This window comes from Spirosoma aureum (assembly GCF_011604685.1).
Taxonomy (GTDB): domain Bacteria; phylum Bacteroidota; class Bacteroidia; order Cytophagales; family Spirosomataceae; genus Spirosoma; species Spirosoma aureum.
Map to the genome: position 1 here is coordinate 1,847,346 of NZ_CP050063.1, position 21,209 is coordinate 1,868,554.

The 21,209-nt window shown below is 49.5% G+C and carries 17 protein-coding genes; 4 read left to right on the top strand and 13 right to left on the bottom strand.

The annotated features are described in order from the left end of the window. Positions 1 to 78: 78 nt before the first annotated feature. The 3 genes from G8759_RS07445 to G8759_RS07455 form a co-directional block, all read right to left on the bottom strand. A complete protein-coding gene (locus G8759_RS07445; protein ID WP_167206629.1) occupies positions 79 to 828 on the bottom strand; it encodes a DUF1223 domain-containing protein in 750 nt (249 codons plus the stop codon). A gap of 111 nt (positions 829 to 939) precedes the next feature. Next, positions 940 to 1,755 (bottom strand): molybdopterin-dependent oxidoreductase, encoded by an 816-nt coding sequence (locus G8759_RS07450; protein ID WP_167206631.1) that lies wholly within the window; start codon positions 1,753 to 1,755, stop codon positions 940 to 942. Continuing rightward, positions 1,752 to 2,513, bottom strand: a complete 762-nt coding sequence (locus tag G8759_RS07455; protein ID WP_167206633.1) for a cytochrome b/b6 domain-containing protein — start codon at positions 2,511 to 2,513, stop codon at positions 1,752 to 1,754. The genes G8759_RS07450 and G8759_RS07455 overlap by 4 nt, the downstream gene beginning before the upstream one ends. A 323-nt stretch (positions 2,514 to 2,836) precedes the next feature. On the opposite strand from G8759_RS07455, the gene G8759_RS07460 reads away from it, so the two are divergent. Beyond that, positions 2,837 to 3,565: a 3-keto-disaccharide hydrolase gene (locus tag G8759_RS07460; RefSeq protein ID WP_167206635.1), complete on the top strand. Its 729-nt coding sequence runs from the start codon at positions 2,837 to 2,839 to the stop codon at positions 3,563 to 3,565. Between the two features lie 111 nt (positions 3,566 to 3,676). On the opposite strand, the gene G8759_RS07465 is transcribed toward G8759_RS07460, so the two are convergent. Beyond that, positions 3,677 to 4,714: an aldose 1-epimerase gene (locus G8759_RS07465; RefSeq protein WP_167206637.1), complete on the bottom strand. Its 1,038-nt coding sequence runs from the start codon at positions 4,712 to 4,714 to the stop codon at positions 3,677 to 3,679. A 119-nt stretch (positions 4,715 to 4,833) separates the two neighbouring features. Between G8759_RS07465 and G8759_RS07470 the strand changes: the two genes are divergently transcribed. Then, on the top strand, positions 4,834 to 6,318 hold the full coding sequence (locus G8759_RS07470) for an arabinose isomerase (protein ID WP_167206639.1): 1,485 nt from the start codon (positions 4,834 to 4,836) through the stop codon (positions 6,316 to 6,318). 174 nt (positions 6,319 to 6,492) lie between these two features. On the opposite strand, the gene G8759_RS07475 is transcribed toward G8759_RS07470, so the two are convergent. The 6 genes from G8759_RS07475 to G8759_RS07500 all read right to left on the bottom strand — a co-directional run bounded on the left by G8759_RS07475 (position 6,493) and on the right by G8759_RS07500 (position 16,138). Next, complete coding sequence (locus G8759_RS07475) at positions 6,493 to 8,499, bottom strand: FAD-dependent oxidoreductase (RefSeq protein WP_167206641.1); 2,007 nt, start codon at positions 8,497 to 8,499, stop codon at positions 6,493 to 6,495. A 14-nt stretch (positions 8,500 to 8,513) separates the two neighbouring features. After that, positions 8,514 to 9,236 (bottom strand): SGNH/GDSL hydrolase family protein, encoded by a 723-nt coding sequence (locus G8759_RS07480; RefSeq protein WP_167206643.1) that lies wholly within the window; start codon positions 9,234 to 9,236, stop codon positions 8,514 to 8,516. Positions 9,237 to 9,429: 193 nt separating this feature from the next. After that, entirely contained in the window at positions 9,430 to 10,863 is a 1,434-nt protein-coding gene (locus G8759_RS07485; protein ID WP_167206645.1) for a RagB/SusD family nutrient uptake outer membrane protein, read from the bottom strand. Between the two features lie 80 nt (positions 10,864 to 10,943). Then, positions 10,944 to 14,417 (bottom strand): SusC/RagA family TonB-linked outer membrane protein, encoded by a 3,474-nt coding sequence (locus tag G8759_RS07490; protein WP_167206648.1) that lies wholly within the window; start codon positions 14,415 to 14,417, stop codon positions 10,944 to 10,946. Continuing rightward, positions 14,414 to 15,433, bottom strand: a complete 1,020-nt coding sequence (locus G8759_RS07495) for a FecR family protein (RefSeq protein ID WP_167206650.1) — start codon at positions 15,431 to 15,433, stop codon at positions 14,414 to 14,416. The genes G8759_RS07490 and G8759_RS07495 overlap by 4 nt, the downstream gene beginning before the upstream one ends. Positions 15,434 to 15,457: 24 nt before the next feature. After that, on the bottom strand, positions 15,458 to 16,138 hold the full coding sequence (locus G8759_RS07500) for an RNA polymerase sigma-70 factor (protein WP_232074166.1): 681 nt from the start codon (positions 16,136 to 16,138) through the stop codon (positions 15,458 to 15,460). Between the two features lie 235 nt (positions 16,139 to 16,373). On the opposite strand from G8759_RS07500, the gene G8759_RS07505 reads away from it, so the two are divergent. Further along, a complete protein-coding gene (locus G8759_RS07505; protein ID WP_167206652.1) occupies positions 16,374 to 17,444 on the top strand; it encodes a phosphatidylinositol-specific phospholipase C1-like protein in 1,071 nt (356 codons plus the stop codon). A gap of 57 nt (positions 17,445 to 17,501) precedes the next feature. Here the strand turns inward: G8759_RS07505 and G8759_RS07510 are convergent, their stop codons facing one another. Then, a complete protein-coding gene (locus G8759_RS07510; protein ID WP_167206654.1) occupies positions 17,502 to 18,749 on the bottom strand; it encodes an alkaline phosphatase family protein in 1,248 nt (415 codons plus the stop codon). A gap of 436 nt (positions 18,750 to 19,185) precedes the next feature. Between G8759_RS07510 and G8759_RS07515 the strand changes: the two genes are divergently transcribed. Continuing rightward, positions 19,186 to 20,106: a hypothetical protein gene (locus tag G8759_RS07515; protein ID WP_232074167.1), complete on the top strand. Its 921-nt coding sequence runs from the start codon at positions 19,186 to 19,188 to the stop codon at positions 20,104 to 20,106. 28 nt (positions 20,107 to 20,134) lie between these two features. Here G8759_RS07515 and G8759_RS07520 read toward each other — a convergent pair whose 3' ends face one another. After that, positions 20,135 to 20,926: a TIGR02757 family protein gene (locus tag G8759_RS07520; protein ID WP_394353306.1), complete on the bottom strand. Its 792-nt coding sequence runs from the start codon at positions 20,924 to 20,926 to the stop codon at positions 20,135 to 20,137. After that, positions 20,923 to 21,135 carry a hypothetical protein gene (locus tag G8759_RS07525; RefSeq protein ID WP_167206658.1) on the bottom strand — a complete coding sequence of 71 codons (213 nt, stop codon included), beginning with the start codon at positions 21,133 to 21,135 and terminating at the stop codon, positions 20,923 to 20,925. The genes G8759_RS07520 and G8759_RS07525 overlap by 4 nt, the downstream gene beginning before the upstream one ends. Positions 21,136 to 21,209 lie beyond the last annotated feature (74 nt).

Here is a 21,209-nt window from a genome sequence, read left to right on the forward strand (position 1 = left end):
ACAATAAATGACGATTGGTTCTTTATCCTTTGAGACGATGAAGAACCAATCGTATTGAAAGGCAATTATACCACGAGCTTACAACTGCTTTGCCCCGACAATCTGCTGATTATCCGTTCTCTGAACGTACAGTAGGACAGCCGTTTGTTCGGCCTTCAGGTTGTTGGGTAGCGAAAGAACCACGTCGCCGGATGTGCCGGGCTTGTCAACGGTTTTAAACTCCCGGACAATGTTCGTATTAACCAATGTCCGGCCGCTGTTTTCGCCATTCCGAACAGCAGTATGGGCTTCCTTCTGTACTAAGGCAATATTGACCCGGTAAGGGCCCACCGCCGACAGCTCGTACTTTACTGTTACGCGATCTGCATTATGTGTCAGACTTCCATCTATATCCACGAAAGCTGAGGCCGGTTGTTTCTGAATAGCCTGAATGGCTTGTTGAATACGTCCCCGCTGTCCGCCAATCACGTTCTGCTTGCCGTTAATGACAAGTTGGGGCGTATAGGTCTGCGTTTGCAGAACCCGATCATACTGCCGCTGGCGATCCGTAAATTGTTTTGTGCTGAATGGGTCCTGCCAGCCCAGCCGATTCCAGTAATCAACGTGGAACGAGAGCCCATAAACCGCCTGCCCAGACCTGGCTGCCTGTTGTGTCAGTTCCTGTAAGGCTTTGTCGGCTGGCGGGCAGCTCGAACATCCCTGCGATGTAAACAACTCCAGCACCACAACCGATTTGGGCGCTGGCCTGGTCGATGTCTCCGGGAGCGTGTTGATCGACCCATAGACTGTGGCGATCAGGAAAAACAGCGATAGAAGTAGGTGGTTCATGTAGATGCGTAGTTTTGCTTTTTTGACTCATTGGCCAAAGTCGATGCTACCCTACCGTTTATTGCCCGTAGCGAAGCATTAGCAGCACGATTCTGAGCGAAAATCCCACGATTACAAGCCAACATAATAATCGTATCCTCGTTCAGCCCAGAAGTCACGGGGGCGTTCATCGGCAAAGAACAGCCGACCAATGCGTTTAAGATTTTTGACGCCGTATTTCACGGGAATGATGAGCCGAAGCGGAGCCCCGTGCGGAGCCGTAATGGGCTGGCCATTTAGCTCGTAAGCCAGTAGCGTTTGTGGATGGAGCGCGCTTTCCATATCGATACCAACGTAATAGCCTTTATCGGGTGTTTCCAAACCAATATACTTAAACAGATCATGGGTAGCCTCGGGATTTGGGGCATTGCCGCTATGGGTTCCTAATTTGTGGTGTGCCATAAAATCGGACAACCGAACACCACCCCAGTGCTGTATCTGGCTCCAGCCTTCGATGCACTTGAATTCATAAACAATTTCCTGCTTTGGTAGTGCTTTTATGTCGTCGATCGTCAACTGCAACGGCTGCTTATCTGGTGTTTCGATCGTGAGTTTCCAGTCTTCAGGAACGGGTGATTTGAGGCCGTCATAGCCATTTGTCCGTGCCTTGGGAGCCGCTTCTTCAACCGGATAGGTGCGAACCAGGTGTGTGTTACTGAAGTACGTTCGGGCAATTGCTTCATTCGTATTCAATATATCCCGCAATGGTTTTAACGTTCCCATTGCTTTGGGGCTGCGTTTTATCCAGTTATAGATGCCAATAGGCACGACAGAAGCTACAGCAAACCAGCCAAAGGATTTTAACATGCGCCGACGAACGGCTGAGTCGGGAACATCTTCTTCCGGAAGTTTCGGTTCACCTTTACTGGATTTCGTTGATGAGCTCATGATAGGGCGGGTCGGGTTGGTGAATCGATTGGCGATAAAGTGGGTTCGAACGGGCCAACAGGCTGGTCATCGTCGGGTTCTGTCACTTCAGGTTGGCCGGGTTCATTTGCTTTAACGACTTCAACGCCCGTTACCATAGACTGAAAATTATGCCACCCGGCACGGATTACCTGACCGACATGAACAAAAAAGAAGAGCACATAGCCAATTGTCAGGGCGAAATGTTCGAGTCGGGCGGCTTTGTAGCCACCCAGCAGGCGGGTCAACCACGAAAATTGGGTCGGCTTATAGATGGCATAGCCAGTCAGTACTGATCCGATACCCATGAGCATGATCGAGAAATAGGCAATTTTCTGGGCTCCGTTATACTTGATAAATGGCGGCTGGGTTTTGCGAAAACCCAGGTCATAAAGCGTTACCTGAATGGCTTCGCGAAACGAGTTTCGATCGGGTACCAGGTGACGCCATTCGCCCGAAATAAATGTATAGCCTACATAGAGTAATCCATTGATCAGAAAGATCCACATGAATACAAAATGCCAGGCCATTCCTTCGGCCAGCCGACGCGGTATGTTCAGAAATTTAAAGAATCCATTCGGGAAAAATGTCAGAAGGGTATAATCGCCAACCTCAATTTTATAGGGATGGTAGGCCCAATAGATCAGCAATCCACTCCAGATCATAACAAACAGAATGGGAAAGTTTATCCAGTGAAACCAGCGAATAGCCAGCGGATGCTTGTGAACAATGCGTTTCATTGGTGAAGTGGTTAAGCCATATACAACATTACGATTTTTGATCTAACAAATAATCAGACTATTGCAGGAGTTTCGCTGAGAGCCACGGTTTGTTTGCGAATCAATGGTAACCGTGGCACGGCTCTACGGCTCGAAAAGAAATTTCTAATAGCCGTAAGCATAACTAAGTTTACCGGAGTCAGGCGTTGAGTCAATTACACTGGCCGGCTTTCCGTTTGTTTGAGGGATTGCAGCAAAGGATTGGTTAAAAACGTTTACCGGCAAACATGAGGAGTTAATGAGTCTTCCCTGCTTTTTGAAAGAAAGTAACCCTTCCTTCAACTATGCTTCGTACAATTTTCGGTTTTATTTGCCTGACCAGTTTTGCCTTTACTGGGGCACACGCTCAAGCCCTGAACACCTTGTCATCCCAGGAGAAAAAGGAAGGCTGGAAACTCCTCTTTAATGGTAAAAATACGGCTGGCTGGCACACATATGGTGGTAAAGGCGTGGGGTCGTCCTGGCAAATTGATCAGGGAGCGTTGAAGTTAAATGTACCTAATCGGGTTGGTAATAAAGCACCAGATGGGGGCGATTTAACAACGGATGAGGTGTTTAAAGGCAATTTTGAGTTTAAGGCAGACTGGAAAGTCGAGCGGTTTACAAACAGTGGCATATTTTTCTTTGTCCAGGAAGCTCCTCAATACAAGAATATTTTCGACACAGGCTTAGAGCTTCAGGTGCTCGACGACGCCATTTATGAAGGAGCGGATGAAAATAAACACCGTGCTGGCGACTTCTTCAGCGTAGCCAATGCGCGGGTTCGTGAACTGAAACCGGTTGGCGAATGGAATCAGGTTCACTTTGTTCTTAAAAATAACAAGTTGACCGTTACATTAAATGGTTTCAGTATTCAGGAGCACGACCTGACCAGTGCCGACTGGAAACAGCGGTTAGCATCGAGCAAGCTAAAAAGTGCTCCTATCGGTAAAGGTAACTTTACGGGTCGAATTGGTTTGCAGGATTGGGGTAGCTCTGTGTGGTTTCGCAACGTAAAAATTCGGCCACTTTAGCAGGATAAGGGTCGCAGACATTGGCTGCCAGAGCGTGGCCTAGTGAGAACTAGTTGCCTGATCTGTTTGCCAGCGTATAGCAGCCAATGTCCAGCATCATATAATCTGAGACTACTCCAGTCGAACCCACATTGAGCCGCTAAAAATTTCGCCTGGGTTTAAAATGACTAATCCTTCACCATTGTTGAATGAATCAACATTGGCCGTCAGCGGTTCAATGGCAATGCTATCGCGTCGGGTAGGGGTATAGCAAACCAGATAATTTAGCTTTCCCTCGCCCGTTTCCTGACCTATTACCAGTTTGACCCCCGCCTGAGGGGAGTCCAGAACCGTTTCGGCAAAACTAATTCCATCGGGCGTTGTACCCGTTGGTTCAATGATGAAGGGCGTATCGAACTGGCGATCGCGGAGAGCTACCGTTTCTGAAGCATCCACGGGCTGACGCCCATTGGGAATCATATCGCCATCCAGCACGATGGCCGTTCTACCCGGCAAAGTTAGCGTTAGCTCGTCAATGGGTTCGCTGGTAAAGGTGAAATAAGGGTGCCAGCCAAATGCTACCGGGCACCGGGTTGTACCCGTGTTGAGTGCTGAATAGGTGATGCGCAATGCACACAGCCGGTCTTCAGTGGGGTCACTGCCAAGCGTTAACCAATCGGCGCGGGTCAGTTCGTAGGTGACTGTCAGCGCAAACGGAAACGGATAACCAACCGTATCCCCGGCATAATCATACCGAAGCGTAAGGCTGGCATGATTGGGTGTAGTTTCCTGATTGATAACACTAAACTGCCGACCGTGAACAAAGCCATGAAGGGCATTGTCACGACTGGCTTCATTCATTTTGAGGGCATATTTTTCGCCTTCGAATGCATAAATGCCATGCCGGATTCGACTCGGAAAGGGAAAGAGCAATGCACTGGCATACGACTCATCGGCCAGTAGTGCCTGGGGCGATTCGGGTGCTTTAAGTAACGCGAAGAGGTGATTGCCCCGACGGAGTACCAAACGCCGGAGAATACCGCCAAATTCCGGGATAATGGTAGCAAATTCACCCGTTCCTGTGTATTGGAGGATGTATTCGGTTAGTGGTTTGCGATCCGAAGGCAGCGGTAGCGGACCAAATGGCTGGGTCGTAATCGTAAATGACATACAATCTTTGTTAGTATGAACGGTACCTTAGGTAAGTACTCAGGCGGTTGTTTTGTTTCTTTTCTTTATTAAAAAAATCACCGCACCCAACTAATGTTTTAACTTAGCTTGTAGATACTATGCCACAACCTGCAATCACCTCCGGGTTTGACGTCGCTACTAAAACGAATCACCAGAATTTCTATTCGCTCAAAGTCGGTTTATTTGGCATTGGATTAGAAGCCTACTGGGCGCAATTTGAGGGGTTGCAGGCCCGTCTGGAAGGCTATCTCCACGAACTGGAAGAGAAAATGCGTCGACCAGCCATTGAGATCGTTAATCTGGGCATGATCGATACGCCCGAAAAAGCACTGATCGCCGGGCATCAGTTTCGGCAGGCCGACGTAGATCTGATTTTTCTATATGTCACGACCTATGCGCTTTCATCGACTGTGTTACCGGTCGTCCGTCGGGCAAAGGTGCCTGTTGTCGTACTCAATCTGACTCCCGAGCCGGCTATTGATTACCAGTGGTTTAACTCACTACGCGACCGCACGCGTATGACAGGCGAGTGGCTGGCCTATTGCTCGGCTTGCCCGGTTCCTGAAATTGCCAGCGTATTTAAGCGATCCAGCATTCCGTTCTATCAGATTACGGGCATGCTTCGGAACGACCCGCTTGCCTGGAATGAGATCGATGAGTGGGTAGATGCGGCTCGCGTAGCCAACATATTGGCTCATAACCGACTGGGCGTCATGGGGAATTACTATGGCGGTATGCTCGACATTTACTCGAATCTCACCCTACACAGTTCGGTGTTTGGCGGGCATATTGAAATGATTGAAGTCGATCAGTTGTCGGCCCTGCGAAAAGATGTAACCGATGAGGAAATTCGGGAGCGGGTAACTCTTTTTTCCGAAACGTTTGCCATACAGGACGATTGTACGGCTCCTGAACTGGAGCGGGCGGCCCGCACTTCTATTGCGCTTGATCGGCTAGTACAGGTGCTTGATTTAGGCTCGCTGGCTTACTATTATAAAGGAACAGGTAATCCGTGGAATGAAGACACGATGAGTTCGGTCATTCTGGGTAACTCGCTACTGACTGCCAGGGGCATACCCGTTGCGGGAGAGTATGAGGTCAAGAATGTACAAGCGATGAAAATTATGGATTCATTCGGGGTTGGCGGCTCCTTCACCGAATATTACGCCATGGATTTTGCCGACGAGGTCGTGTTAATGGGCCATGACGGACCGGGCCACATTGCCATTGCCGAAGGAAAGACCAAAGTGCGGCCACTCTATGTCTATCATGGCAAAGTTGGCAACGGATTATCCGTAGAAATGTCGGTTAAGCATGGACCGGTAACCTTGCTGTCGGTTGTCGAAACGGTTGATGGTAAAATTCAGTTGCTTACCGCTGAAGCAGAATCGGTGGCGGGACCAATTCTGGAAATAGGCAATACAAATAGTCGATACCGGTTTTCGATCGGTGCCCGCCGGTTTGTTGAAGACTGGAACAGTCATGGACCGGCTCACCATTGTGCGGTAGGAGTAGGGCACATTGCGTCTAAGCTCAGGAAACTTGGAGCACTACTGAATGTGGAAGTCGTGCAGGTTTGTTAGAATGGCCAAAAAGCACGTGAAGGAGATAGACCTTTGGCTCAGAGCCGTAGAGCCGTGCCACGGTTACTAATGATGGATAAACTAACCGTGGCACGGCTCTACGGCTCTGAGCTACAAAAAATACGATCGCTTTGCGGCTCCTTCAGACTTTGCCTGCACACTCAATAAAATTTCTCAGTTTGGTACAAACAATACTGCATCGGCCACAACAATACCATCGGCATCGCTCGTCGAAACCTCAACGTAGCTTTTCTTATTCGGCGATAGCGCGAAAGACCCCAGCGATACCCATTCGCCCGATGTTTGTCCTTCGACCCGAATGTCTGATTCGCGGATCGTAATGGGTTTTGTCTGGTTACCATCTGAGACGATCAGATTTGTTTTGCTGGAGGCTCCGGTGAGTTTGGGGAAATAAACATAAACCTGATAATTACCGGCTTTTGTCACGGCGGGATTGAACCGTACCGTTTTTGGAGCCGCACCGGTACCTGTCGTTGTAAAATAGCCAGGCCCATAAGCACCCTTTGGATTGTTGTCTCGTTTCCATTCGCCTGTGTGGGTAACCTGTGCCGGATCGTCATTGTCGACCAGAATTTCGGGCGTACTACCGTCGGCTAACGGATTTGTTTTGAGCTCATTCTGAAGCTTCTTTATGTCAATAGCCTGTACCGATGTTTTGCCGTCAATGGCCATGCTGGCTGCCACAGCCGATGATTGAGCCAGTACCATAAAGACGGGTTCCATTCGAATTGACCCATAGGCAATATGCGTAGCCGAGAGGCAAACGGGTACTAATAGGTTTTTGCATTCAGCCTCTTTAGGAATCAGGCATCGGTACGAAATCGGATAGGGCGGAAAGCCACCTACCTGAACATCACCTTCATTCTTAACCATTTTTACGCCATTTTTTTCGACAACCAACCGTTGGCAATTGTGCGAATCCATGGTATAAGCGGCCATACCAACGCCATCTTTGACAACCTCCCGGCCCTGGCAGTTGGCCTGTGTCATCACGTAGTCGCCAATCATACGCCGGGCTTCGCGCACGTACATCTGGGTCGACCAGTTGCCCGAATCGGTGTATTCATCTTTCGGATAGCCCAACTTGAGCATCTCCATTTGAATGTCTTTACGCATACGCGGATCGTGTCCGATGAAGTACAACAGCCCCTTGTTATACAATTCGTGCTCCCGCTGAATGGCCGCCCGACGTTCGTAACTGGCCTCCGGGAAGTCGTAATTTACACCGATCATGTCAGTAGAAAACGGGCCGTTGTTGTTAATGTCCGTTTTCTGATTGGGCATCCGATCCGGTTTTAGAATGGTGTTAAAAGCTAGTTTGGGATTCTTTTCGATGGCTCGCAGCAGAAGCTCATACCGGGTTGGGTCGTACCCTTCCGGTTGGGTGATCGGAATCATGTTGGCCGGATCGCTGGTCAGGCAGATCCGGAAATTGTAGGCCTGAACCTGTTTGTTGCCTGTTCCCGTCGGAACGATCTGGGCTGTACTGATGCCCCAGAGCAGACCACTTTCGGGCTTGCCCGGTACTTTATAAGGGTCAACACCATCCACAAACTGGTGTTTGTCAAGTAATTGAAAACCGTTGTAGGTTTCATCGTAGGTCTTGTTGTCTTCGCGACCAACAGTGTATTTGACGCCAGCCTGAGCCATCAGATCACCCTCATACGTACAATCGAGAAATACCTTGGCATTGATTACCTTGGACTGAGCCGAACCCGTCGATGGTTTAACCGTAATGCTTTGAATGGACCCGTTCTGTTTTTTTATTGAGGCCAGTCTATGTGCATACAGGACGTTGACATCGGCGCGTTTGACATATTGTTTGAAGAGGTCTTCTGCAACATGGGGTTCAAAAATCCATTGTTCAAATTTGCCGTAATGTTTCCCGATCTGGCGGTAGTAGTCGCGGGCGATGCCCGAAATCGCATATTTATTGCCAATATCGGTATAGCCAAGTCCACCCGTGGTCAGGCCGCCAAGATGCCGTCCGGGTTCGATCAGGATGACTGATTTGCCCATCTTTTTGGCGGTATAAGCTGCGATCACACCGGCGGAAGAACCACCATAAACGCATATATCGACCGTGGTGGGTGCCGTTTGGGCAAGCGTAAGCGGACTAAAAAATGGAGCGAAAGCGAAAAAAATAAGCAGTTTTTTCATGCGGAGCAGAACGATTAAGACGCTACTAATTTCTGGAGGTGGGATGGGTAGTTCTGGCCGTTCCCATCGCCAATAGTGATGCTATCGCCAAAGCAGACGATGCGGTTTTTGATCAGCTGATTTTGGGTCAGAAATGTGTAAATGGCAACGGCCATCGTACGGTAACCTTCGGGAGTCGGGTGAAGCCCATCCGTTTTCTGGCTGTTCGCTTCATTTTTGATCAGACTATTGGCTTCCAGGCCAATGTTGCCTACTTTCTCAAAAATATGCCCTATGTCCAGCAATGGAAATCTGTTGTCGGTGGCCACCTTTCGAATGGTATCATTCACCTTCAATCTCCGCGCGGTATAACCTTCTGGCTGGTAAAATTTAGGGTCGTGCCGGGTCATCAAGTAGGGCTCGTAAACGGGCAAAATCGTCATGAGCATAACCTGACTTTGTACAGCAACCAGCTTTGAACAGATCGCTCGAAGGTTCTGCTCATAATCGGGAAGGGGAACGTATTTTTTGCTGTTCATGTCGTTGGTTCCTATCATCAGAATGGTCAGATTAGGCCGCTGTGCCAGACAATCCTTATCGATCCGGGCCAGTAGATCGACCGTATTGTTGCCGCCAATCCCCGCATTGATAATGACCGGACTTTCATCAGCCAGCGGACTCCCATTTCCGGAAAATGAAAGCTGGTTTGCAAACGGAGCAAGGGCCAGTGTGCTTTGTAAAAACGTTCGACGTTGCATAGCTGTAGTTTTCAGGGCGTAGTAGGCAGGGTAGCCCGGTTTTAGCTACTGAAAACTACCCCACTGAAAATGATACACTCAATTACAGGCCTTTGCCTGAGAGCGGTCGCCTGGAACCGTGCCACGGTTGTTGATGCTGATCCTGATAACCGTGGCACGGTTCCAGGCGACTGCTCTCAGACAAAGGACTACATTAATAACCTGGATTTTGTGTTAACTGCGGATTGACATCACGTTCGGTTTGCGGAATCGGGAACAGGTAGTGCCGTTCTTCAACTATAATGGTTGGGTTCTGGGCTTTCATGGCACTGATTAGCCGTTTCGTGCGAGACAGATCATACCAGCGATGTCCTTCGAAGGCTAGTTCCAGCCGTCGCTCCAGCAGCAGGCTATCCCGAAACTGGGCCTGATTCAGGTTCGCTGTCAGATTAGGTAGTCCTGCCCGATTTCGAATCCGGTTAATGGTCGTATAGGCTTCGGTATTATTCGCTCCCTGTTCATTTAGGGCTTCAGCATACATCAATAGTACGTCGGGATAGCGAATAATGGGATAATTGTTACCGCCATCGCTGGTTCCCGTTGAGGCTGGGTCTAGGTATTTATAGACGTAACAGGGAAACAAAACGCTGGCCGGAGCCGCCGGAGTCGTTGTCGCTGAGTAAAGTTTCAGCGTAACGTTTCGCCGTTTGTCGTCGGCACGATACGCTTTATACAAATTTTCGGTAGCGGGATCGTCGCCAAAACCGGCCACGCCATTGACTCGGTCAAAATTGGGCCGCATGTAGCCCTGCATCAGACTTCCTTCGTTGAAGCCACCGCTCAGAGCCTGCATTTCAAACACCGCTTCTTTTCCATTTTTGTTTGCGATCAGGAAGGCATCGGCAAAGTTCGCCCATAAGTCATAAACCCCTAGATTGATAACCTCTTTTGCTTTAGCCGAAGCGTTGGCCCAATCCTGGCGGGTCAGATATACCTTCGCTAAAAATGCTTTGGCAGCTCCTTTGGTAGCACGGCCTTTGTCAGCGGTCGAATAGGTCGTTGGCAGTACGGTTTCGGCCTCGGTAAAATCCTGAACAATCAGTTTGTAGACGTCATCGACGGATGCCCTGGAAACGGCTAAATTATTCAACGATGTTGTTTCAGCGGTGATTAGTGGAACCCCGCCGAACAACCGAACCAGCGTAAAGTAATAAAAGCCCCGCATGAACTTAGCCTCAGCTACGTACCGGGCTTTCAGGTCATTATCCATCGGGATAGCCGGTACGCGGGCAATCACGGCGTTGGCCCGGTTGATCGCCGAATACACCGTTGACCAGATTGACTGAAATGTGTTCGTTGCGGGTGTAAACGTGTATTTGTCGAGGTCATTTTTGGGCTGGTTGGCCGTCGATCGACCATTTCCCCATTCCGCATCATCAGTGGCTTGATCCTGCAAAATCCACATGATCTGACCATACATGTTGGCGTTATTCAGCGGATCATAAACCGCACTCACGGCCGCTTTGGCATCGTCGGCGTTTTTATAAAAATTCGCTGGCGTAAAACTCGATTCGGGCTTTTGATCCAGCACTTCGCAGGACGTCATCGCGCCGAGTAGAAGAAGGGTAACGACTATGTGTTTTTTCATGGCTTATGACATAATTAACGAACAATGAATAATGGGTAAGTCTTTGAATATCCATTCTCAATTGCTCATGATCCATTCAATTAGAATCCTACATTAAGTCCAAACAGGATCGTTTTCGCTGCGGGGTAGCTGGCATAGTCAAAGCCCTGGCTGCGACTGTCCTGGCCAAAGCGGTTTACTTCCGGGTCGTAGCCCGAATAGCTTGTCCACGTCAGGTAGTTCTGCGCCGTTGCATAGACCCGTAGCGACTGAATTTTCAGGGTTTTCAGGGCTGAGGCCGGTAAGTTGTAGGCTAACTGAATGTTCTTTAAGCGCAGGTACGAGCCATCTTCAATCTGGCGGGTCGATACGCGGTTAGCCGGACGGGTTGTTGAGGCCCGTGGAATGTCGGTGTTGGTATTGGTTGGTGTCCACCGATTCAGTACGTCCCGATCCTGGTTTGTCGTAGCGTTCAGGTATTCCAGTTCATAGCGGTTCGCATTCAGGATGTTATTTCCATAAACGCCCTGGAAGAAAGCGGTCAGCTCCACGCCTTTATACGAGAACGTATTACTGATACCACCGATGAACTTGGGTTGTGCCCGGCCAATTATCGTACGGTCATTATCGTCAATCTTTTTATCGCCGTTCAGGTCGAGGTATTTACGGTCGCCGGGTTTCCTGGCCTGCGGATCAGCCAGCGCAGTCAGTTCATCGGTCGTTTGGTAGAGCCCATTGGTGACGTAGCCAAAAAATGACCCTAATGGCTCACCGACCCGGATGATGCCTGAATTCAGCCCTTGCCCGATGTTGGCGACACTACCCGCAAATATTTGTGGCGTACCCCCAATATCAAGTACTTTATTGCGATTAAGGGCAAAATTCACGTCAGTACTCCATTTGAAGGCACCGTCTATATTCCGTGATGAAATACTGAGCTCGACCCCTTTGTTTTCGACTTTGCCGAGGTTTTTGATGGCGCTCGAGAAGCCCGATGTACTCGGAACCGTTACGTTCAGCAGCAAGTCTTTCGTCCGTTTCAGGTACACATCGGCTGTCAGCGTAATTCGATTATTCAGGAAACCAACATCCACGCCCAGATCGGCCTGTGTGGTGGTTTCCCAGGATAAATCAGGATTCGCAATCTGATTTGGCCCCAGACCCGTTGAAACGGTATTGCCAAAAACGTAATTCTGAGTGCCAAGCAACGAATAGGCCGGGTAGTTGCCCACACCATCCTGATTACCGGTAGAGCCGTAGGTAGCCCGCAGTTTCAGGTCATTGACCACCCGGTTATTTTTCATAAACCCTTCTTCCGATACCCGCCAGGCGAGGGCTGCCGATGGAAAATAGCCATACTGTTTGTTAGCCCCAAAGCGCGATGAACCATCGCTTCGGAACGAAGCCGTAAGCAGGTACTTATCTTTATAACCGTAATTGATACGGGCCAGATAGGATTGCAGACCCCAGGTGCCAATTCCCGATGAGGGTGTTAGCGGCACTGACCCCGACGCCAGGTTGCTCGATCCTAAGTTATCGTTCACAAAGTTACGGGCCTGAGCCTGACTCGTTTCTGTGCGATTGGCCTGTTGTGTATAGCCAAGTAAGGCCGTTACATTATGCACACTGTTGAACGTGCGCGTATAAGTCAGCAGGTTTTCATTCAGCCAGGTAACAGATTGGCTGTTGAAAATCGACGCGGCTCCGCCCTGAGCCAGCCCACTCGACACCGAGCGGGGTAAGTAAGAGTCCTGTTTCTGAAGAATTCCATCCATGCCGAGCGATACACGCAGGTTCAGTCCATCAATAATCTGATAGTCGCCGAAAACATTGCCGAAAATACGGTAGGCAGTAGTCCGGTTCTTATTATCGCGGGCCAGCGCAACCGGATTGTCGGCGGTAAAAGGCAGAGCTGGATCGGTCAATAAATAAGTGCCATCGGCATTGCGAACCGGCAGGATCGGAGGGAATTGAAGCGCGGCAATGGTCACTAGGCCGGCACTGCCTAAGTCACCATCGGAACGGGCCTGATTCGTGACAGTTCTGTTGATCGTCAGGCTATTGCCGATTTTTATTCTGTTGGTTAGTTTTCGGTCCAGATTGGTTCGGAATGAATAACGGTCGAAATCAGAGTTGACAATAATACCTCCCTGTTTGAAATAACCACCCGCAATGGCGTACTGTGTTTTTTCGTCACCACCGCTAAATGAGAGTTGGTAATTGGCCATTGGTGCCTGCTGGAAAATCTCGTCCTGCCAGTCGGTACCCTGGCCAAAAGCATCGACCTGCGCCTGCGAATAAACAGCTGGTCGGCCTTCGTTTGTATTGGCATCATTCACAAACTGGGCATATTCTCTACCGTTCAGAACCGGGTATTTCCGGCGGACCTGCTGGATACCGTAATACGTTTCAAAATTGATGGTCGACTTACCTGCTTTGCCCCGTTTGGTAGTGATGATCACCACACCATTCGATCCCCGTGATCCGTAAATAGCTGTAGACGAGGCATCTTTTAGTACCGAGATCGACTCAATATCACTAGGGTTGAGTGTGCTCAACACGTTGAAGTTGCCTCCACTACTGGCTCCATCATTTTTAAACGGAATACCGTCGATGACGTATAGCGGCTCGTTATCACCCTGAATCGAATTACCACCCCGGATGCGTATGCTTGTTGTGCCGCCCGGAGCGCCGGAGTTCTGCGTAATCTGAACACCAGCCGCCCGGCCCTGCAATGCCTGATCGAGTGAAGTAACTGCCACTTTGCGGATTTCTTCAACGGGTACGCTGGCTACAGCACCCGTCAGGTCGCTCTTTTTGACCTGGCCATAGCCAACAACGACCACCTCGTTCAGTGACTTGGTGTCGGGTTGGAGCTTTACATCGAGCGTAGACTGGTTGCCGACCACCTGCTCCTGGCTGACGTAACCGACAAAACTAAACACGAGTGTAACGCCCTCATTTGGAACATTGATCTGGTAGCGGCCCTGTGAGTCGGTCGTTGTGCCTCTGGGCGAACCTTTAACGACGACGCTTACGCCGGGTAACGCTTCACCGATTTCGCCCGTAACCCGACCACTCACCCGAACATCCGTTGGGGCAGATTCAGTCATTTGAACACCTTGCAGATTCGCCAGGCCCACTATTGGAACCGGCGCGGTTGCCGCCATCGTGGTTGGTTCTGGTTGGCTGGCCGCTGTTTTTTCGGCGTTTTTGGGTGGCAGAATCAGATAGGCCCCCGACCGCATTTTTTTAAACCGTAGTCCGTAAGGCTTCAGAAGCAGATTTAGATTCGCTTCCAGCCGAACAGTCAGGTCGAGCGGTTCAAGCGGACTGAGGTGGCGCGCCACGACTGATTCTTCAAACAGAATGTCTACGCCATAATGCTCTTTTAACTGTAGAAGCGTCTGTTTCAGGGGTTGGTGGGCAATAGCCAGACTAGTCTCTTTGCCAGCCTGATTTTTGTTGGTAAGCTGAGTCGTTCGGGCAAAGGCCAGAGTTTGGGCTAAGGTTGGGCCATAGCCTACGCTTAGCAGCCAACCCGTTACCAGCGCGAGGGGTATCGATTTTCTCATTGAGTGATTTGGGTTTCGGAAGCAGTTGAAAAAACTAAATGTTGATCGCGGTGACTGACCTGAAGGCCAAGTAATTCGGCAAGGGCTTCGGCCAGTTCGTCGGAAGAACCCGCCCGGATGGTGCCGGTTAGCGTTCGTCGAGCCAGCGCCGGATCGGTAAGTTGAACACTCACACCAAAGACACGCTGGATCTGGTAAGCTACCTCACGCAGGGGCGTATCGTTGAAACTGAAAAGTCGGTAACGCCATTGAGCAAACCGGGTTGTGTCGGATCGTGCCTGGAGTTGTAAAGCGCCGTGTCCGTCGAGTGTAACCCGGTCGCCGGGTTTCATGAGCAGATTCTGTACAGGTTGGTCATTCGTTGCGTAATGCAGGTTGACCCTTCCCCGTTTTAACACGACCTCAGCGCGCGTTGATCGGCTTCGTACTGAAAACTCCGTACCAAGCACCTCTACGGCCAAACCATCGTGCGTGTGGACAACAAAGGGTTGATTGGTGGGAAGATGTTTTACATCGAAAACCGCATCGCCCGTCAGCGTTACCCGCCGGGAGAGCCAGCCGTAGCCAATGCGTGGTAGTTGTATGGATGAGTTGCTATTCAGAGCCACGGTTGAACCATCGGGCAGATTTAGCGAGCGAAGCTGGTGCGGGCCGGTCGTAATAGTTGAATACAAGAGCGATTCCCGGAACAGCCAGCCGCTGGTTAATAGCGTAAGCGCAACCGTAGCAGCAACCAGCCATCGGCCAGAATGCCAGAATGGGCGAGCTTCATCGGGGAGCACGCGTAACAACCGTGGCTGAACGTCGTCGGGCGCATCGAGTCGTTGCCGAAACTGACCGAGGTGAGTCGCCACATCAGGGGCATATTGAGGATAGGTGCGTTCCCATTCGTCGAGCCACTGGAAATACATTTCCCGGTTTTCGGGACGACTCAGCCATTCGCCGATGGCTTTCTGCTGAACCGACGTTGCCTGACCAGCGAAGTAGGTAAATAATAATTCTTTGGGAGGTTCCATGGTGAGTGGGTAAAGCGTTGAGCATTAAGACCAGGCCGCAATAAGGAGCAATCCCCAGCTTATCAGCTTTTGCTGGCGGAGCGATTGTCGAACCATTGAAATGGCGCGCAAAAGATGATTTTCGACCGTTTTGGGCGATAAGGCCATCTCTTCGGCAATTTCTTTGTAGGATTTACCCTCGAAGCGGCTTAACAGAAATACACGTTGCCGTTGGGGCGACAGCTGCTGAACCGCCTGTTCCAGCGCCCGGTAGAGTTCGTCCTGTTGCAGAAGACGGTCGGGTTGGGTGGTTTCGGTATCGGGCCGGTCGAGATCATCGGGTAAGGTTTCCTGCCGACCCAGTTCCCAACGCAGGCTATTATAGGCTTTATTCCGTACAGCCTGATACAGATAGGCCCGATAGGAGCCCGTAATTTGCTGGTAAATTTCTTTCGTATAAAACGCGTAAAACAAGTCGGCAACCAGATCTTCGGCCAACTGCCGGTCATATACGAAACGTACGGCATGACTGCACAAAGGCGCGAAATACTGCCGAAAGAGCAACTCGCAACCAAGCCTTGGATCGGTGGCGAACGCATTTCGGATAAACTGTTCGCTATCGATGGGCATGGGAGTTGGGGCTTCGGGGTCGCTCCGCAGCAAAGGCGTTGGCCCGGTAGGTGTCGGGTCCGTAGATCGCCGGAATGGAAATGCGTCAGCTGGCATCAAGTCGAAGGGTTTGGTAGAGGTAAGACAAGTTAGCCCTATCGAATCCCCCAATCAGTTTTTATTTTTTATTCATAAAATACAAGAAATTTACAATGGATTCTACTTCTGCCTGTAATTAACCTTTCACCCACAATAGCTGGGAGCCGTGGTAAGGATAAGAACGCTAAATTTAACGTTTGCTTAACCCTGTCATCAGTACCTTGCTGAGGTAAATGAATCGCTTTACATTTTTATGAAACGTCTCTCTTTTGTCAGTTTACTGATAGTTCTTCCCGCATTTATTTCTATTGATCTGGATCGTTTGCCAATCAATAAAATTCAGGTGATTGGCTCACACAACAGCTATAAACAGGCTATCGATCCCGCCTTGTTGCGGACATTAAAGCAGGTCGATTCATCGATGGTGAAATCAATCGATTACAGCCATATCGGTTTGTCAGATCAGCTTTCGATGGGGCTTCAAAACCTTGAGATCGATATTTATGCCGATGTTAACGGCGGTAAATATGCGCATCCAAAAGGACTTGACTGGGCCGGGAAAGACGCTCAAACTACTCCTTACGATCTGCAGGGTGTGATGAAGGAGCCCGGTTTTAAAGTGTTTCACATTCAGGAAATAGATTTTCGCAGCAACTGCCTGACGTTTAAAAATTGTTTGCAGGAACTAAAGAGCTGGTCTGATGCACACAAAGGGCATTATCCGGTCTTTATCACCATGAATGCGAAAGATGAGCCGATTAATCGACCTGGATTTGCGGTGCCTGAAAAATTTACGGCGGAGGTATATGACCAGTTAGATAAAGTAATAGTAGAAACCTTAGGGAAGCAATATCTGATTACGCCGGATGATGTTCGCGGTAGTGCTGAAACTTTAGAGAAAGCGGTGTTGGCGGGCAAATGGCCGACGGTTGCGGCTGCCAAAGGCAAGTTTATGTTTGTACTGGACGAAACAGGAGCGAAACGGACGACTTACATTGAAGGGCATCCATCGCTGAAAGGCCGGGTGTTGTTTACTAATTCGGAACCCGGTACTCCCGAAGCTGCTTTTGTGATTCGAAACAATCCGATTAATGAGCTGGCCGCTATTCAGGATCTGGTGAAAAAAGGATACCTCGTTCGTACACGTGCTGACGCGGATACGAAGCAGGCTCGCCAGAACGATAGGCAAATGTTTGAAGCAGCCTCTAAGTCGGGCGCACAAATCATCACAACGGATTACTATATCAAGAGCAAACACTTCAATTCGGAGTACGTGATCAGTTTCGAGGACGGGAAATACATTAAGCGAAATCCGTTGCTGTAATTCAGGCCCCAGTCTGGTCGTTCAATGTCTGATTCTAGCCAGACTGGGGTTTCTTGACTATTTCTTCTCACCAGAAACCACCCATCGATTGACCGTATTCGATGGTCCTTCCAATACAATTTTGTAAAACGACGAAGGTATGTTGCGCGTGTTGATGACTACCCGTTCGTTTTTGAGCGGCACCTTGGCGACGAGCTTATAATCGTCTTTACCGCCGGTTTCGAAGTTATTGGTTGTCGTAAGCCATACGTTTACGGCTCCCGTTTGGGAGAGCGCTTTCCAGCTTACAGCCAGTTGATTTGGGCTTTGTTGTATCGTAGGTTCGGCCAGTGATAGTGGGCCCGTCAGTGGAATTCCGTCAATTTCCCGGCTCAGTTCCGTTGGGATCGAAATGTTCAGGAAACGAGCTATCGTGGGCATAATGTCTACCACGGCGGGCTGAAAACGTTCGGCATAGGTATTGAGCGTTGGCGTGTTCGTGACCAGCCATGTCGTGCGCTGCCGGGGCGATTGCCCACCGTGGTTCTTGCCCGTCTGTTCGTCTCTGCCATGATCGGTGGTAATGAAAATCTGCCACTCTTCGCCGTGATTTTTTTGGCGGTCGCGTATAGCTTCCCATATACGGCCAATTTCGCCATCCATTCGCTTGACGGCATTCACAAACTGCGGGCTGTCACCGTAGCGGTGACCCATGTCGTCGGTATATTCGAGATAGACCCACGACAAATCGGGAGCCTGCGTTTGGAGGGACGCTACGGCATCTGAAACAACCTGATGATCAATACGGGCCATGAAATCCCGTTCCTGATCATGCGGAAATCTGACCGTATCGAGTTCGTACCCATCGGTATGATAATCAAGTTTCAATTTTCCGGTTTGCGGCAGACCTTCACCAACGAGTTTGGTGCGGTTGTCGAGCCAACTAGAGAATACCGCGATTTTCTTGGCAGGATATTGCTCTTTGAACAGCCGAAAAATAGTGGGGTAGTGGTAATTGGGCGCTTTGATACTATTGTCCCAAACGTTGTGTTTATTGACCCAGGTGCCTGTCAGCAAGCTGTTATAGCCGACTGCCGAGATCGTTGGTGTCTGCGAATACGTGCCCTTTATGCCACCCACGTAAGCACGTTTGTAAGCACCCTGTTTGGCGATACTGTCCAGATTTGGGGTCGAATCCCGTTCAATGACATCCGCCGGAATACCATCGACGATAATGAATAAAGCCTTTTTGGGCTTATTCTGAGCAATCAGAAGCGATACCGGAAAAAGCAGACAGCTGATGAGCAGGCTATAGATTCGACACATAATTGAGGTAGGCAAGCGAATAAAAGATATGAGATGCTGAGTACTAAACGATAGGTGGTTGCAGGTTGATTTTTCTTGCAAGCTTAAAACAGAATTTTAAAGAATAAAACCTCCTAAAGCCGTCGGGCAACCTCTGTTATTGTTAATTTATGATTTGATAATGGCGTTCACAATCTCATAAAGAACCAGTATGAGTGAGCACTGGACATGGGTTTCGTTCAGAGCCGTGCCGTTATACCGTGAACTACGATTCGTCCTGACCATTGGCTGACCTCTATTAAAAGGTATGCTTGAGGTAACTTGACGTAGAAGTTGTAGAAAAAAGTATACTTTCCCGATATAAGTAGATTTCGTGGTACTGTTTTTGGTAGCCATGATGAGGAGCCAAGTTCATGAATAGCGAATGAAGTTTATTATTTTAGTAACAGTGGGGCTCATGGAGCTACTGAATAGTTGTCAGCACGCCAGTCAGACAACTGCATCGGAAACGAAAGATGATTCGTTGCCGTGGGTTCAGTATCGTGTTCATGATCTGGCAAATGACACTACATTGTTTGCGCAACCACAACAGGTTGGTGTTCTGACCGATTCTGATTTGCTGGAAACATCCGGTTTGGTAGCGAGCCGCCGAAATCCGGGGTATCTATGGGCCGAAGAAGACTCCGGTAATCCCAATGAAATTCAATTGCTGAACCAGAGCGGAAAGGTAGTCGCTCGTTTCATCGTCGATGGAGCAATCAATCGGGACTGGGAAGATATTGCGATTGGGGCTGGACCGGTAGCGGGCCAAACTTATCTATATCTGGCTGATATTGGCGATAATAAGCACCAATATTCCGAGAAAGTCATTTATCGCTTCCCCGAACCTACCGTTGTGGGGCAACGGCTTCCTTACGAAGGACACATTACAAATGCAGAAATCATTCGACTGCAACTACCCGATGGTTCTCAAAATGCCGAAGCGATTTTGGTTGATTCAGCCACGAAAGACCTGTTTATTTTGTCGAAAGGTGAACGATCGCTGGTCTATCGGGCCGCGTACCCGCAATCGCTGACTCAAACCACTACAATGTCTCGTGTGTTGGCCATGCCTTTTAAGGATGTAACGTCAGCGGCTCTCTCACCCGATGGTAGCGAAATCCTGATCCGCACCTATGAGAAGCTATTTTATTACAGACGCCGTTCGGTCGAGTCGATACTCGATGCGCTCAAACGTGTTCCACTACAATTACCATTAGCCACTGAATTACAGGGTGAAGCAGTCGGTTGGGCAAGCAATGGGGCGGGCTATTACACGACGACCGAGGAACTGGACGGAGAACCCCAGATCATTTATTATTACGCTCGGAAAAAATAACCAGCTCCAGGAGGTTATACCCCGAAAGCTACATTTCTCCCTCAACACCGAGCCCAAACAAAGCGAAGTCATAGCGTACAGGATCGCCTGGATCGAATTGACGGAGTGTATCAGTGAGTTCGAGCGCGGCTTTCCAATCGGTTTGTGGTCGGCTGAGCAGACCAAGTTTACGAGCTACCCGATTCACATGAACATCGATCGGAATCACCAGCTGATCCGGGCGAAGGCGCGTCCAGATACCAAAATCAACACCACGATCGTCATGCCGAACCATCCATCGCAAAAACATCAACAGTCGTTTGCACGACGAATTTCGAGCGGGTGTGGCAATGTGCTTACGCGTTCGCTCAGGAAAGAAATCCGTCAAACCACAGAAACGATCGTGGAAAACGATAAGATTGGACTCAACCGTTGATTGCGTAACGGGGGAGTTATTGGCGGATACGAGCGGCAGAAATGCATCTTCCAGCGAGTCATTCTGTTTATAATACTGGCGAAAAAAATGAAGGAAATAGAGCGCGTCCGTAGCGTTAAAGGTGCGGTGCTTGAAATTCAGAAACCGTTTCAGATCGCTCTCCTCATGATGCCGGATGAAGTCGTAGGGTGCTCCATCCATCAGGTCCACCAATTCGGCGGATTTTTTCAAAATGACAGGACGCTGCCCCCAGGCCAGCACCGCAGCCCAGAATCCCATGATTTCGATATCCTGTTTTCGGGAAAAGCGATGCGGAATACTGATCGGATCGCGTTCAATAAACGAAGGCCGATTGTAATAATCGGCCTTCTGGTTGAGTAAATCGGAAAGCTCGGTGTGTGTCAATGTGATTTCCCCCCGCTAACGACCCACGCCATTGCCCGGGATATACCCGAAAATACGGCCAATAGCGTCGACATAACAAACGTGAATACCGCAATGAACGGATAAGCCAGCGTAAACATGATGCTGAATGTTACATAGCCAGGTGAGGCTTTCATTTTCTTATCCCGTTCCCGATTGCGTCGGGCAATGCGCTCTTCTTTCGTTTCCATACTGACTTCACGGTTTGTATTCTGTCGTTCGCTGTAACTACAAACTATAAAACATACAAACCGTACAACTATGT

Coding starts and splice junctions, on each gene's coding strand:
- G8759_RS07510 (WP_167206654.1), bottom strand. CDS start 18,749: ATGTGTCGAATCTATAGCCTGCTCATCAGCTGTCTGCTTTTTCCGGTA.
- G8759_RS07460 (WP_167206635.1), top strand. CDS start 2,837: ATGCTTCGTACAATTTTCGGTTTTATTTGCCTGACCAGTTTTGCCTTT.
- G8759_RS07525 (WP_167206658.1), bottom strand. CDS start 21,135: ATGGAAACGAAAGAAGAGCGCATTGCCCGACGCAATCGGGAACGGGAT.
- G8759_RS07480 (WP_167206643.1), bottom strand. CDS start 9,236: ATGCAACGTCGAACGTTTTTACAAAGCACACTGGCCCTTGCTCCGTTT.
- G8759_RS07485 (WP_167206645.1), bottom strand. CDS start 10,863: ATGAAAAAACACATAGTCGTTACCCTTCTTCTACTCGGCGCGATGACG.
- G8759_RS07450 (WP_167206631.1), bottom strand. CDS start 1,755: ATGAGCTCATCAACGAAATCCAGTAAAGGTGAACCGAAACTTCCGGAA.
- G8759_RS07505 (WP_167206652.1), top strand. CDS start 16,374: ATGAAACGTCTCTCTTTTGTCAGTTTACTGATAGTTCTTCCCGCATTT.
- G8759_RS07515 (WP_232074167.1), top strand. CDS start 19,186: ATGGAGCTACTGAATAGTTGTCAGCACGCCAGTCAGACAACTGCATCG.
- G8759_RS07495 (WP_167206650.1), bottom strand. CDS start 15,433: ATGGAACCTCCCAAAGAATTATTATTTACCTACTTCGCTGGTCAGGCA.
- G8759_RS07465 (WP_167206637.1), bottom strand. CDS start 4,714: ATGTCATTTACGATTACGACCCAGCCATTTGGTCCGCTACCGCTGCCT.
- G8759_RS07490 (WP_167206648.1), bottom strand. CDS start 14,417: ATGAGAAAATCGATACCCCTCGCGCTGGTAACGGGTTGGCTGCTAAGC.
- G8759_RS07500 (WP_232074166.1), bottom strand. CDS start 16,138: ATGCCAGCTGACGCATTTCCATTCCGGCGATCTACGGACCCGACACCT.
- G8759_RS07455 (WP_167206633.1), bottom strand. CDS start 2,513: ATGAAACGCATTGTTCACAAGCATCCGCTGGCTATTCGCTGGTTTCAC.
- G8759_RS07445 (WP_167206629.1), bottom strand. CDS start 828: ATGAACCACCTACTTCTATCGCTGTTTTTCCTGATCGCCACAGTCTAT.
- G8759_RS07470 (WP_167206639.1), top strand. CDS start 4,834: ATGCCACAACCTGCAATCACCTCCGGGTTTGACGTCGCTACTAAAACG.
- G8759_RS07475 (WP_167206641.1), bottom strand. CDS start 8,499: ATGAAAAAACTGCTTATTTTTTTCGCTTTCGCTCCATTTTTTAGTCCG.